The 12,986-nt window shown below is 62.1% G+C and carries 14 protein-coding genes and 1 pseudogene; 7 read left to right on the top strand and 8 right to left on the bottom strand.

Translation table 11 applies throughout. The features are described from left to right. Positions 1 to 19: 19 nt before the first annotated feature. From QK296_RS22975 to QK296_RS22955, 5 genes are read right to left on the bottom strand one after another with little or no spacing between them, the layout of a single operon-like run. Entirely contained in the window at positions 20 to 808 is a 789-nt protein-coding gene (locus tag QK296_RS22975; protein ID WP_003192217.1) for a molecular chaperone, read from the bottom strand. 26 nt (positions 809 to 834) lie between these two features. Further along, complete coding sequence (locus QK296_RS22970) at positions 835 to 1,323, bottom strand: spore coat U domain-containing protein (RefSeq protein ID WP_003192218.1); 489 nt, start codon at positions 1,321 to 1,323, stop codon at positions 835 to 837. Positions 1,324 to 1,325: 2 nt separating this feature from the next. Continuing rightward, complete coding sequence (locus QK296_RS22965) at positions 1,326 to 1,868, bottom strand: spore coat protein U domain-containing protein (RefSeq protein WP_003192220.1); 543 nt, start codon at positions 1,866 to 1,868, stop codon at positions 1,326 to 1,328. An 18-nt stretch (positions 1,869 to 1,886) separates the two neighbouring features. Next, entirely contained in the window at positions 1,887 to 2,432 is a 546-nt protein-coding gene (locus tag QK296_RS22960) for a spore coat protein U domain-containing protein (RefSeq protein ID WP_003192221.1), read from the bottom strand. Then, positions 2,426 to 2,917 carry a spore coat U domain-containing protein gene (locus QK296_RS22955; RefSeq protein ID WP_087149722.1) on the bottom strand — a complete coding sequence of 164 codons (492 nt, stop codon included), beginning with the start codon at positions 2,915 to 2,917 and terminating at the stop codon, positions 2,426 to 2,428. Before QK296_RS22955 ends, QK296_RS22960 begins: the two co-directional genes overlap by 7 nt. Positions 2,918 to 3,107: 190 nt before the next feature. Between QK296_RS22955 and zapE the strand changes: the two genes are divergently transcribed. Both zapE and QK296_RS22945 read left to right on the top strand, forming a co-directional pair. After that, a complete protein-coding gene (gene zapE / locus QK296_RS22950) occupies positions 3,108 to 4,202 on the top strand; it encodes a cell division protein ZapE (RefSeq protein WP_282391331.1) in 1,095 nt (364 codons plus the stop codon). A 36-nt stretch (positions 4,203 to 4,238) separates the two neighbouring features. Beyond that, entirely contained in the window at positions 4,239 to 5,537 is a 1,299-nt protein-coding gene (locus tag QK296_RS22945) for a protein kinase (protein ID WP_282391330.1), read from the top strand. A gap of 122 nt (positions 5,538 to 5,659) precedes the next feature. On the opposite strand, the gene QK296_RS22940 is transcribed toward QK296_RS22945, so the two are convergent. Further along, complete coding sequence (locus QK296_RS22940; protein WP_003192227.1) at positions 5,660 to 6,364, bottom strand: YebC/PmpR family DNA-binding transcriptional regulator; 705 nt, start codon at positions 6,362 to 6,364, stop codon at positions 5,660 to 5,662. A gap of 109 nt (positions 6,365 to 6,473) precedes the next feature. Further along, positions 6,474 to 7,799, bottom strand: a complete 1,326-nt coding sequence (locus QK296_RS22935) for an MFS transporter (RefSeq protein WP_282391329.1) — start codon at positions 7,797 to 7,799, stop codon at positions 6,474 to 6,476. Between the two features lie 258 nt (positions 7,800 to 8,057). Between QK296_RS22935 and QK296_RS22930 the strand changes: the two genes are divergently transcribed. After that, the gene (locus tag QK296_RS22930) at positions 8,058 to 8,948 is read left to right on the top strand and encodes a LysR substrate-binding domain-containing protein (RefSeq protein WP_034133785.1); all 891 of its coding nucleotides are present in this window, start codon (positions 8,058 to 8,060) and stop codon (positions 8,946 to 8,948) included. Here the strand turns inward: QK296_RS22930 and QK296_RS22925 are convergent. Then, positions 8,924 to 9,778 (bottom strand): LysR substrate-binding domain-containing protein, encoded by an 855-nt coding sequence (locus QK296_RS22925; RefSeq protein WP_057710322.1) that lies wholly within the window; start codon positions 9,776 to 9,778, stop codon positions 8,924 to 8,926. The genes QK296_RS22930 and QK296_RS22925 overlap by 25 nt on opposite strands. 112 nt (positions 9,779 to 9,890) lie before the next feature. On the opposite strand from QK296_RS22925, the gene QK296_RS22920 reads away from it, so the two are divergent. From QK296_RS22920 to QK296_RS22905, 4 genes and pseudogenes are all read left to right on the top strand, one after another. Then, a complete protein-coding gene (locus tag QK296_RS22920) occupies positions 9,891 to 11,015 on the top strand; it encodes a 2-aminoethylphosphonate--pyruvate transaminase (RefSeq protein ID WP_003192233.1) in 1,125 nt (374 codons plus the stop codon). A 100-nt stretch (positions 11,016 to 11,115) separates the two neighbouring features. After that, positions 11,116 to 11,943 carry a phosphonoacetaldehyde hydrolase gene (phnX, locus tag QK296_RS22915; RefSeq protein WP_282391328.1) on the top strand — a complete coding sequence of 276 codons (828 nt, stop codon included), beginning with the start codon at positions 11,116 to 11,118 and terminating at the stop codon, positions 11,941 to 11,943. Positions 11,944 to 12,057: 114 nt separating this feature from the next. Next, entirely contained in the window at positions 12,058 to 12,606 is a 549-nt protein-coding gene (locus QK296_RS22910) for a cytochrome b (RefSeq protein WP_282391327.1), read from the top strand. Positions 12,607 to 12,898: 292 nt separating this feature from the next. Further along, positions 12,899 to 12,986 (top strand): annotated as a pseudogene (locus QK296_RS22905) (2,3-diketo-5-methylthio-1-phosphopentane phosphatase); the annotation flags it as partial.

The following is a 12,986-nucleotide window of genomic DNA, read 5'->3' as shown; positions in this document are numbered from 1 at the left end:
CCGTTGCGCTACATAACGGCTATCGCTTGGGCGCCAGGCTTTCCAGTTGCGGCGCGCCGTTGACGCGTACCTGCAACGGCTGGTCGGCCGATACGGCATCCGGCACCGGCCAGCGCATGCTCGCGCCCGGCAGCACATAGCCGAGCAAACCGTCCACCAACGGCCGGGTCTGCCCGCCCTGTTTGAATGACGCATCGGTAAGCCGCGCATGCACGGCGCCCTGGTTGCGCACCTCGATGTAGTTGCGCCCTGCCACGTTGACCTTCTGCCAGCTCAACTGCGGCTTGCCCGCACCCTTGGGATCGCGTTGGCGGGTAGCGTCGTCCTTGCTCCACAAGCCGGCGCCGTAGGCAAACAACGGCACCGAATAACGCATCTGAAAGCGAATCGCCGCCGCCGTGTTCTTGCCCTCCGGCGGCGTGGGCACCTGAAGCGCCGAGGGGATTTCATCAATGATGATGCGATAGGCCAGCTCCTGTCCCGGCGGCACTTCCCGGGTGCGGGTCAGGCGCACCAGTTGTTTCTGGCCCGGCTCGATTTTGGCCACGGGCGGGCTGCCGATCACATCGCGCTGGTTCTGGTACTGCTCGTCAAAGCCATTCTGGCTCCAGGCAAACACGCGGATCTGCAGGTTGGCGGTCTCGGTGCCACGATTCTCCAGCCACAGCGCGCTGGCCTGTTGGTCGGCCTCCAGCACCGGGTCGATGGGCCAGATCAGCACCGAACTGGCTGCCTGTACAAACCCCGCCGAGCACAACGCCCCCAAGGCGAAACCCACGGTGCATAACCGTCGCAAAGCACACCCCATAACACCCCTCCTTAAAACCGTTAGCCCTACCACGTCAGCTGCACCTGCAGCGTGTCGCTGTACGTCCCCCCAGGCTGATTGCCCGGTAAAACCACCCGCCCGTAAATCGGCAGGCTGATGTTGCTCGCATCACTGTAGGTCACGCTGACGCTCTGGCTGATGCCCAGGCTCTGGCTGAACGCCGCATCGCGAAACAATTGGTAAGCCACCCGCGCGCTGCCACTGTTGAGCTGCAAGTTGCGCCCGGTGCTGCTGTGCAGGCCGCCATCGACGCTCATGCTCAGGGCCACGCCCGGCGTGCATTGCAGGGTTACACCGCCAGTGAGGGCCGCCGTCACCGTGCTGGTGGCCAGGGCCGAATAGCTGCCGTAGGCCAACGTGCCGTAGTTGGAACCGCCGCCCACGATCAGGCAGCCCGGCGTGATGGTCGCGCTCACCTGGAAGCTCTGGTTGACCACCGCCGACAGCGGCAACGGCATCGCCAGGCCGATGGCAAGCAACACTCTGGGCCACATCGTTAGAACGTCAGTTCCACGGCCACCGTGTCGGTGTAGGTGCCCGCTGGCAGCCCCGCCTTGCCCACCGCCCGGCCGTAAAGGTTGACGGTCTGCGCCACGCCGGTACTGGTGGCGAGTGTCACCACGCCGTCAATCGCCAACAGCGCGGAACGCCCGCTGTCAGTGTAGAAATCGTAGGGCACGAAGTTACCCACGCCATCGGCCAACGCTCGGGTGCCACCGGGGGAAGCGCCATCGTGGGCGCCGGCACGCACCTTGATCGTTGGCGCGGTGCCAGCCGAACACAGGATCGACAACGCCCCGCCGGTACCGGTGCCGCCGAGCAACTGGGCGTCGGCATTGGTAAACAGGCTGTTGGTGGTGCCGAAGTTCAAGCTACCGAAATTCAGCCCGGTGGCCGCGCCCGAGCCGTTGACCTGGCAACTGGCGATCAACGTCAGGCTGGAACTGATCTGCCCGGTCACCGTGGTCGCCGCGTTCAGGCTGGACGCCAGCCCCAGGCCCAGGGCACAGAGGCCGATTCGCGATACAAGTACATGCATGATATCCATCCTCATGGTTTACCAATCCAGAGTCACCGTCAGGGTGTCTGTGTAGATGCCGGCCGGTAGGGCCCTGGTATTCGCCACCACGGAACCGAATACCGGGATTGGTACCTGGGTGCCCTGGGTCACGACGAAATTGCGTTGCTGACCGATGCTGTAGGCACTGCGCCCCTGGGGGTCGGCCGAGAGTCGATAGGGAATGGTCTGGCGGCCATTGCTCAGGCGCCGCGTGGTGCCGTCGCCGTTGGCGCCGCCGTCGATGGTCACCGTGAAACTGCTGACCACCGAGGGGTTACAGGACACCGACAGCGGCGCCTTGTCGCCATCGGAAATCGCCGCGCCCAAGGTCTCGTTCCACGTCGGCCCCTGGCTGCCAAAGTCCAACAGCGCGGTGCCGCCTTCGGGCGTGACCGGCGCGGTTTCCACGCCCTTGCTCACTTCGCAACTGGCGGTGATCACCAACCGTGCGTGGACTTGGCCGTTGACCACCGCCGCCTGCGCGTCATCCGCCAGCAACAGCAGGCTGCCCAGGGCCGTCACGGCCAGGTAGCGGCTTACCATGTGACCGTGACCTTGAGCAGGTCGGAATAACGGCCGACGGCGGGGATGTCCTTGAGTGGTTCGATGCGCCCATACAGCGGCAGCTCCACGGAGCCGGTGTCCGGCACACGGCCACTGATCGGCACGTCCACCGGCAAGGGGATAAGCCGCGCGGCGTCGGCGTAGATTCGATAGGGGATGGGCCGGCTGGAAGGCGCCGCAGTGGCCAGATAACGCACTTCACCCACACCGCCATGCAGGCCGCCGTCAACGCGCACCTGGTAAGGCGTGTCGGGGTTACATTCCAGGCGCGGCTGGCGCTGGCTGATCAGGGCCGCACTCAGGGGGCCGGCCGGGTCATCCAGACGCGGGCCGCTGCCGAAATCCAATACACCAAGTTGCTCGATGCCCGCACTACGGGTGGTGCCCACCAACTGGCAACCCCGTTGCACGTCGATACGCACCTGCACCTGGAGTTGCGCAGCAATCGCCGCGTTGCAGAGCATCGTGCCCATGACTGCCAATACCGCCGGTCCCTTCACAGCCCCAATTCCTTATACAGGGGTGACAACTGTGTATGAGGTTAGCCAGTTAACCCGAAAGTGCCAGTTTGCAAGGCTTGGGGCCGTTCGCTATTGGTCAAATGGCATCGAGCGTCTTACAGTGAGCGACCACCGCAATACAGAGTGTTTATTCTTGGCCGTGCTTGCCCTGCTCCAGCGCCTGCTGGGTAAAAAAACCGACGCCTCGGACGCCTCGCCTATCCCGGCATATTTTCAACAAAAGGCCGCACAACAGGGTTATACCCTCAGTGATGGGCAAATCCGGGCGATTAGCGCCCTGAATCGCGAGGCCCAATACCTGCTCACCGGCCAGGCCACGCGCAGCCTGTACCTGCATGGCCCGGTGGGGCGTGGCAAAAGCTGGCTGCTGGACGGTTTTTTCCAAGCACTGCCCATCGCCGAGAAGCAGCGCGTGCATTTCCACAGCTTCTTCGCCCGGCTGCACCAGGGCATGTTCCTGCACCGCGGGCATGACGATGCCCCGGGCGTCACGCTGGACGAGCTGCTGGCCGGCTGCCGAGTGCTGTGTTTTGACGAATTCCATGTGCACGATATCGGCGATGCAATGCTCATCAGCCGCTTGTTCAAGGCCCTGTTCCAGCGCGGCGTGCTGGTGCTGGTGACTTCCAACTATCCGCCGGAAGGATTGCTGCCCAACCCGCTGTACCACGAACGCTTCAAACCGGTGATCGAGCTGATCGCCGCGCGCATGGAGGTGCTGGAAGTCAGTGCGCCTCAGGACTTTCGCAGCCTGGCTCAGGCCCACGCGCAACAACGCTTCACGGGCGGCCAGTACGTCTGGCCAGGTACGGCTGGCCAGCGTGAAAACCTGGGCCTGCCTGCCACAGATTGCCCGGCGCAAACCCTGAAGGTCGGCACTCGGCAGTTACAATGCCGAGGCCATCAGGCACGAACCATCGCGTTCACCTTCAACGACCTGTGCGAACAGCTCACGGCGGTCATGGACTACCTGTTGTTGTGCCAGGACTTCGACCACTGGATCATCGACGGTCTGCCGCATCTGGCCGAATGCCCCATCGCCGTGCAACAGCGCTTTATCAACCTGGTAGACGTGCTCTACGACCAGGACAAACAACTGACACTTATCGGTCACCAGCCCCTGGATAAATGCCTGGAAGGCCAGGCCATCGACCTCGCCCGCACCGCCAGTCGCCTGCGGCAATTGCACACGCTATGCCCGCAAACCGCGCCCGAGCGGCTATCATGAGCGCCTTTTACGCCCTCTTCCGAGCACCACGCCTGCATGAATACCCTCGCCCAACTCAAGGCTGGCCAATTGGCCGGCGCGATGCGCCTGGACCTGGCCTGCGGGCTGACCGAGTTCCCCCGGGAAATTTTCGATCTGGCCGACTCGCTGGAAATCCTCAACCTCACCGGCAACGCGCTGAGCAGCCTGCCCGACGACCTGCACCGCCTGACGCACCTGCGCGTACTGTTCTGTTCGGACAACGCCTTTACCGAACTGCCACAATGCCTGGGCCAGTGCGCCAAGCTGAGCATGATCGGCTTCAAGGCCAACCAGATCAGCCAGGTGCCCGCCGCCGCCCTGCCGCCGCTGTTGCGCTGGCTGATCCTCACCGATAACCGCATCAGTCAGTTGCCCGATGAACTGGGCCAACGCCCATTGCTGCAAAAACTGATGCTGGCCGGTAACCAACTGACTCACCTACCGCCAAGCCTGGCCCAGTGCCAAAACCTGGAGTTGATCCGCATCGCCTCCAACCGCCTCACCCACCTGCCGCAGTGGCTGCTGACCCTGCCGAGCCTGACCTGGCTGGCCTACGCAGGCAACCCGGTGGAAATGGCCGTGCAGGTGAGCAGTGATGAGGCGACGCCGAACATCGCCTGGCAGGAACTGGAAATGGGCGAAGTCCTGGGCGAAGGCGCCTCGGGGATTATTCGCAAGGCGCTGTGGAAACCCCGTGCGGTGCCGGTCGCGGTCAAGCTGTACAAGGGCACCATCACCAGCGACGGTTCACCGCTGCATGAAATGCAAGCCTGCATCGCCGCCGGGCTGCATCCCAACCTGATCAAGGTTGAAGGGCGGGTCGTCGGCCATCCCGATAACCAGGCCGCCCTGGTGATGGAGCTGATCGATCCGAGTTACCGCAACCTCGCGGCCCTGCCGAGCCTGGCGTCGTGCACGCGCGACATCTACGCCCCCGACACCCGTTTCAGCCTGGATGTGGCACTGCGCATGGCGCGGGGTATTGCTTCGGTGGCGGCGCACCTGCATCGGCACGGCATTACCCATGGTGACCTGTATGGCCACAATATCCTGTGGAATGCAGCGGGTGATTGCTTGCTGGGAGACTTTGGCGCGGCGTCCTTCCATGCCACGGCGGACACGTTGGAAACCCGTGCGCTGCAGCGTATTGAAGTGCGCGCGTTCGGGGTGTTGCTGGGGGAGTTGTTGGAGCGGGCTGAGGCCAGTGACGAACGCTTGCAGGCACTGCAACAACGCTGCTGCCAGCCGGATGTGCTCGCGCGGCCGGGCTTTGAAGAAATTGAGGTCTTGCTCGAATCTATGCAACACCACTAAACCAATGTGGGAGCGGGCTTGCTCGCGAATGCGGTGGAACAGCCAATACATCTGTTGACTGTCACACCGCATTCGCGAGCAAGCCCGCTCCCACAGGTTGACCGCGTGTACTCAGATAAACATCAGCCCGCCAGGCCGACAAACATGTCCTGCACATCATCATGGTTGTCCAGGCCTTCCAGGAACGCCTCGACTTCTGCCATCTGCTCATCGGTCAAACCGCTGACCGGGTTCTTGGAGATATAACCCAGCTTGGCCGACAGCACGGTGAAGCCCTGCTCCGGCAAGGCCTTCTGCACGGCATCCAGGTCGGTGGTTTCGGTGATGAACAAGGTGGCGCCTTCTTCACCCTCTTCAAAGTCCTGGGCGCCTGCTTCGATGGCGGCCATTTCCGGATCGGCGTCCGGGGTGTCCGGCGATGCTTCGATCAGCCCGACATGGTTGAAATCCCAGGCTACCGAGCCGGAAGCGCCCAGTTGGCCCTTGCGGAAGGCCACGCGGATTTCCGCCACGGTGCGGTTGATGTTGTCAGTCACGCACTCGACGATCAAAGGCACCTGGTGCGGCGCGAAACCTTCGTAGGTGACGCGGTGGTATTGCACGGTTTCACCGAGCAGACCGGCGCCCTTCTTGATCGCGCGGTCCAGGGTTTCCTTGGGCATCGAGGCCTTTTTGGCCTGTTCCACCACCAGGCGCAGGTGCGCGTTGGTCGCGGTATCGGCGCCGTTGCGGGCGGCGATGGTGATTTCTTTCACCAGCTTGCCGAAGATCTTACCCTTGGCATTGGCTGCCGCTTCTTTATGTTTGACTTTCCACTGTGCGCCCATGACTCACTCTCTTATTTCCATCGCGCCCAAACGTCTACTGGCCGGCGCTTTGGGGGCAGAGTTTATAGCGCGAGAACGCTTCGTTCCACCAAAAAACCGGCCAAGGCCCTCAGGTGCGCAAGGGTTTGATCACCGCATTGCGGTCCGGCACAAAATCCCCGGCCTGGGCCAGTACGGCGGGCCTGGCATTCCAGTAGGGCATCAGCACCAGCGAAGAAAACAGCGCCGCACCGGCAAACACAATAAATACCGTAACGGTATCGAAATAGCCTGGCAGCAAACCGCCCAGAATCGCCCCCACCGAACCGCAGCCGTTCACAAAACCCGCGGCGGTAGCGCCGGCCTTGGCGGTGCCGAAGTCGATGGCCGCGGTGCTGCTGATCATCGAGTCCGGCCCGTACAGCGTCAGGCCCATGACAAACAGCAGGGCCATCACCAGCACCACACTGCCGGTGTGCAGCGCGCCCATGAACAACGCCAGGGCAACCGTCAGCGCCAACAGGCTCAGCACACAGGCGGGCATGCGCCGGGCGCCGAACAGTTTGTCGGAGGCCAGGCCGATCAGCACCGGCCCCAGTAAACCAGCCAACTCAAACGCGGTGGGCACGATGGCGGCACCGACCTTGCCCACCGACGGCATCTGCTCGTAGACGATCACCGGCCCCCACAACAGAATCGCGTAGCGCGCCGGCTTGAGCAGGAAGTACGCCAGCCCCAGGGTCAACACCGTGCGGTTGCGCAGGATCGCGCGCAGGGGTTCGAGTACGCTGACGCGCTGCTGGGCGGCCAACTGCTCGGCGCTCAGCATCGGCTCGGGCTCGACTGCCGGCAAGCCCACATCCTGCGGGGTATTGCGCTGGAACATAAAGAACAACACGGCCACCACCGCTACCACTGCGGCACTGGAAATAAACGCCGCGTGCCAACTGCCGATCAGCGTATAGGCCCACCAACCGGCAAACGGTGACGCGACCAACCCGCCAAACGCGTAACACGAACTCCATAACCCCAACACCCGCCCCCGCTGCTGCGCCGGGAAGAAACTGCCAAGGTTCTTGCATAACCCCGACCAGCCGGTGGACTGCGCCAAGCCCTGCACTAACATGCAAGTGACAAAGATCGGCAAGGTGGCAAAGGTGCCCATCACCAACGCCGCGCCTGCGGAAATCAGCAAGCCACCAAGCACCACCACCCGTGGCCCGAAGCGGTCGGCAAGCATGCCCCAAGTGAACTGGCCTACGGCATACGCGGCGAGGTAGAGGCCATCCAGGTTGGCCATCATCATTTTGTCGAGGGGGAAACTCGGGTCGTCGCCGATCCCCAGCTTCGCCACTGAAAACGCTTTGCGGGTGAAATAGAACGCGGCATACGCCAGCCAGGTGATGGCAAAAATCTGCACGCGCCAACGCTTGATGCTACCCATAGGGATATTCATGGTGGTTCTGACCTCAGGTGTGAGTGTGCCGGCAGAATCGAAAGAAAACGCCTGTTGTTTTTATGGTTGAGCACTGCAATGCCGGGCCTTGAAGAGCGCGGTATTGGTCAGATGGGTGCGGTGTGCCTGCGCCCATGGCGGCCGTGGTTGTAGGACTCAACCTACGGCGACTGAGGTGCATCAAAGCAATGGCTGACTCATAGGTAAAATCGATTTATCGTATTTCAAATATAAGCTCAGCTTTTAAGAGGACGTGCCATGTCCGTTTCCCATGCCCAGCTCAAAGCCTTCCATGCGGTGGCCATTCACGGCAGTTTTACCGGGGCGGCCGAACGCCTGTTCCTGACCCAACCTGCGATTTCCGACCAGGTGCGCAAACTGGAAGAGCGCTTCGGCGTACTGCTGTTTCACCGCAACAAACGTTCGGTGCGCCTGACCGATCTGGGTGAGCGCCTGCTGGGTATCACCCAACGCCTGTTTGTGATCGAAGCCGAAGCCGAAGAATTGCTGCAGGATTCGCGCGCCCTGCTCACCGGCACCCTCACCCTGGCAGTGGATGCACCCGTGCACGTACTGCCGCAGGTTGCGCGCTTCTGCCAGCGATACCCTGGGATCAGCGTGAAGATCGAAACCGGCAACACCGATGAGTCGCTGTCGCGCCTTTACAACTACCAGGCCGACCTGGCGCTGTTGGGGCGCGATGTCGATGATGCGCGCCTGTTGTCACTGCCGCTGCCCGACGACCAACTTCTGGCTTTTGTCGCACGTGACCATGCCTGGGCCGGGCGCGAATCGATTTGCCTGGCCGACCTCGATAACACCCCGCTGGTGCTGCGGGAAACCGGCTCGGTCACCCGTCAGACCCTGGAGCAGGAAATGCGCCAAGCCGGCCTGCGCATTCGCCCCGCCATCCAGGTGGAAGGCCGCGAAGCCGCCCGGGAAGCCGTGGTGGTGGGGATTGGCGTAGGCGTGGTGTCGGCGGCAGAGTTCGGTGCCGACGCGCGGGTATACGCCATGCCGATCCGCGATTGCACACAACGCATGAAAGAAACCCTGGTGTGCCTGAAAGAGCAGAGTTCACGCCGCGTGGTCGCGACCTTCCTGGAGATCGTGCGTGAAAGCCTTCACGCCAACTCGAAAAACGCCTGAATCAAGCGCAGCGAGCGGCGCCGCTCCATGCAGCCGAGCATGTGCCGGTTCAGCAGGCCATCGCCCAGGATCGGTACCGCCTGTACACGCGGGTCCGGGCTGACCTCCATCGACGACACCACGCCCACGCCCAATTCTGCCGCCACCGCTTCGGTCACGGCTTCACGACTGTCCAGTTCCAGCAGCACTTTGGGTTGCACATTCGCCGCAAGGCACGCGTCATCAAAAGTGCGACGGGTAATGGAGTTGGGCTCGCGCAGCACCATGATCACCTCATGCAACTGCGCCAACTCGATACCGTCAGGCTGCTTGGCCCACGGGTGCGCGGCCGGCACCAAGGCGCAAATCCGTGACTGGTCCAAGGGTTGCAAGTGCAGGCCATTGCGCGGTTCCACCTCGGTGAGCACCGCCACATCCGCATGTTCGGACAGCAGCGCCGCCAGGGTTTCCTGGGCATTGCCCAAACGCAGGTTCACGGTAATGCCGGGGTAGCGCGCGCGCAGGCTGGCGATCATCGGCATCACCAGATGAGGGCCATCGGCCGCCACTTCCAGGCGCCCGGTGAGCAACTGGCGGTTGGCTTCCAGCATGGTTTGCGCCTCGTCGACCAAACCGAAGATCGCCCGAGTGATGGCCGCCAGGCGTGCGCCCTCCTCGGTCAACTCCACCCGGCGTGCGGTGCGGCGCAACAGCGGGATCTGGTAATGCTCCTCAAGCGCCTTGATATGCCCGGTGACCGCCGGCTGGCTGATAAACAGCCGAGCCGCCGCGCGGGTAAAACTGCCCTCGCGGGCCACGGCATCGAATGCACGCAGTTGGAACAGGTTCATAGCTATCGGCCTCACTGATAGCTCGCATAACAACAAACAATTTGATTGATGACAAGCCAAACTGCAATTTAGGCGCCGTAGCTTGAACCCCGACACCTTGCGAGGATTTGACATGCCCACTGCCGCGCCGATCCTGTTGACCCCCGGCCCCCTGACCACCTCGAACCGCACCCGCCAGGCGATGATGGTAGATTGGGGTTCGTGGGACGACCGCTTCAACCAGCTCACAGCCAGTGTGTGCAGGCAGTTGTTGGCGATCCTCAACGGCGCCGAGAGCCACCACTGCGTGCCGTTGCAGGGCAGCGGCACCTTCGCCGTCGAAGCTGCGATCGGCACCTTGGTCCCTCGCAATGGCAAGGTGCTGGTGTTGATCAACGGCGCCTACGGCAAGCGCCTGGCGAAAATCTGCGAGGTGCTTGGCCGCCAATTCAGCATCTTTGAAACCGCCGAAGACGAGCCCACCACTGCCGCCGATGTGGATCGCCTGTTACACGCCGATGCCGCCATCACCCACGTCGCGCTGATCCATTGCGAAACCAGCACCGGCATTCTCAACCCATTGGCGCAGATCGCCGAGGTGGTCAAAAGCCACGGCAAGCGCTTGATCATCGACGCCATGAGTTCCTTCGGCGCGCTGCCGATTGATGCCCGCGAAATACCCTTCGACGCGTTGATCGCCGCCTCTGGCAAATGCCTGGAAGGCGTACCGGGGATGGGCTTTGTCTTTGCCGAAAAAGCGGCGCTGGCTGCATCCCAGGGCAACTGCCATTCCCTGGCGATGGACCTGTTCGACCAGCACACCTACATGGCCAAGACGGGACAATGGCGCTTCACGCCGCCGACCCACGTGGTTGCTGCTCTGCATGAAGCGCTGTTGCAATACGCCGAGGAAGGCGGCCTGCCCGCCCGTCACCAGCGCTACGTGAATAACTGCCAGGCATTGCTGGACGGCATGGCCGAACTGGGCCTGCGCAGTTTTCTGCCGTCGGCGATCCAAGCGCCGATCATTGCCACCTTCCACGCCCCCACAGACCCGCGCTACCAGTTCAAAGACTTCTACGAACGGGTCAAGGCCAAGGGTTTCATCCTGTATCCGGGCAAACTGACGCAGGTGGAAACCTTTCGCGTGGGCTGCATCGGTCATGTCGACGCGGCCGGCATGCGCGCAGCCGTCAAGGCCATCGCCGAGGTGCTGCAAGAAATGTGTAGGAGCGAGCTTGCTCTCGAAGCGCGTTAACGATGACGCGGGCATCCTGAGTCAACGCGGTGCCTGGATGTTTTTCGCGAGCAAGCTCGCTCCTACAGACATGAATGTCATTACCCACAGGATCTGAATCATGAACTATCAAAACCCCAACACCCTCCAGGCCGTTATCCTCGACTGGGCGGGCACCGTGGTCGATTTCGGCTCCTTCGCCCCCACGCAGATTTTTGTCGAGGCCTTCGCCGAGTTCGACGTGCAGGTATCTATCGAGGAGGCCCGTGGCCCGATGGGCATGGGCAAGTGGGACCATATCCGCACCCTCTGCGACCAACCGCAAGTTGCCGAACGCTACCGCCAGGCGTTCGGCCGCACGCCCACCGACGACGACGTGACCGCCATCTACCAGCGCTTCATGCCGCTGCAGATCGAGAAAATTGCCGAGCACTCGGCCCTGATCCCCGGCGCCCTCGACACCATCGCCGCCCTGCGCGGCCAAGGTATCAAGATCGGTTCCTGCTCCGGCTACCCCAAGCAGGTGATGGACAAGGTCGTGGCCCTGGCTGCCACCAACGGCTACGTCGCCGACCACGTCGTGGCCACTGACGAAGTGCCCAACGGCCGACCATGGCCGGCCCAGGCGCTGGCTAACGTGATCGCCCTGGGCATTGATGATGTGGCGGCCTGCGTGAAGGTCGACGACACCGTGCCGGGCATTCTCGAAGGTCGCCGTGCCGGCATGTGGACCGTGGCCCTGACCTGCTCTGGCAACGCGCTGGGCCTGACCTACGAGCAATTCCGCGCCCTGGACAGCGCCACACTGGCCAGCGAGCGCCAGCGCATCGAAGCGATGTTCGAAGCTTCACGTCCACATTACCTGATTGACACCATCACCGATCTGCCACGGGTCATCAGCGACATCAACCAGCGCCTGGCCCGCGGGGAAATGCCGCAGGCCTACTGACCGAGGTCAAGACAAGGGCAGTGGCAACAAGCGCAGCGCTCAAAACAGGCATACAGTTAATGCACTCCATCGCTAAAGAATGGAGGTACGCCCTGATGAGTGAGGAACACAGCGATGCCGTGGAAAAATTCCGATACACGCTACAGCACTATGTCCATTGCGTTGCACTGGTTGATGGTGGTGCTGCTGGCGGTGGTCTACGCCTGCATTGAACTGCGCGGCCAATTCCCCAAAGGCAGCGGTGCGCGCACCTTGATTGTTGAAATGCACTTCATGCTCGGCCTTACCGTGTTTGTACTGGTGTGGCTGCGCTTGTTTGCACGTCGCCTGGGGGTGGCGCCGAAGATCGTGCCGGCGCCGCCGCAGTGGCAAAGCCTGCTGGCGACGCTGATGCACGCTGCGTTGTATGCGTTGATGATCGGCATGCCGATTGCCGGTTGGTTGATCGTCAGTGCCGAAGGGCATTCAGTGATGTTCTATGGGATGGAATTGCCGCCGCTGATCGCGGAAAACAAAGCATTGGCCAAGGAAATTGAAGGCTGGCACGTGCTATTTGGCCAGATCGGTTACTGGCTGATCGGGCTGCATGCGTTGGCGGGGATCTTTCATCATTACGTGATGCGCGATAACACGGCGCTGCGCATGATGCCCAAACGCAGATAACGACTTTACCTGGCACTCCAAGCGTGCCAGGTAAACCATCCTACATCGTCTATACATTTCCTACTTTGTAGTTTCGATTTAACGCTTTTAGCTTGGGATTACTCCCACGACATCCATCAGAAAGAACCCGTAATGTTTTGTCGCACGGCAGTGCTCCAGCAATTGAACACTCGCCTCTGACAACGAACTGAACGGGATTTTTATGGAAGGCGCCTCAAGTAACTGTCGCCAGCACACTTGCGCGGATCAGGGAGATGCTACAGCACCTCCGACGTTCAGCCAGTGGTATGTCTTGTGTGACTTCGACGGGACCATTACCCCCACCGATGTCATCGACAACGTCCTCCAACGCTTCGCCGGCCCCGAGTGGGAAACCATTG

This window comes from Pseudomonas sp. AL10 (genome assembly GCF_029960685.1).
Classification (GTDB): Bacteria; Pseudomonadota; Gammaproteobacteria; order Pseudomonadales; family Pseudomonadaceae; genus Aquipseudomonas; species Aquipseudomonas lactis.
Note: the sequence above shows the minus strand (reverse complement) of the source record. Positions and strands in the feature narration are given on the sequence as shown.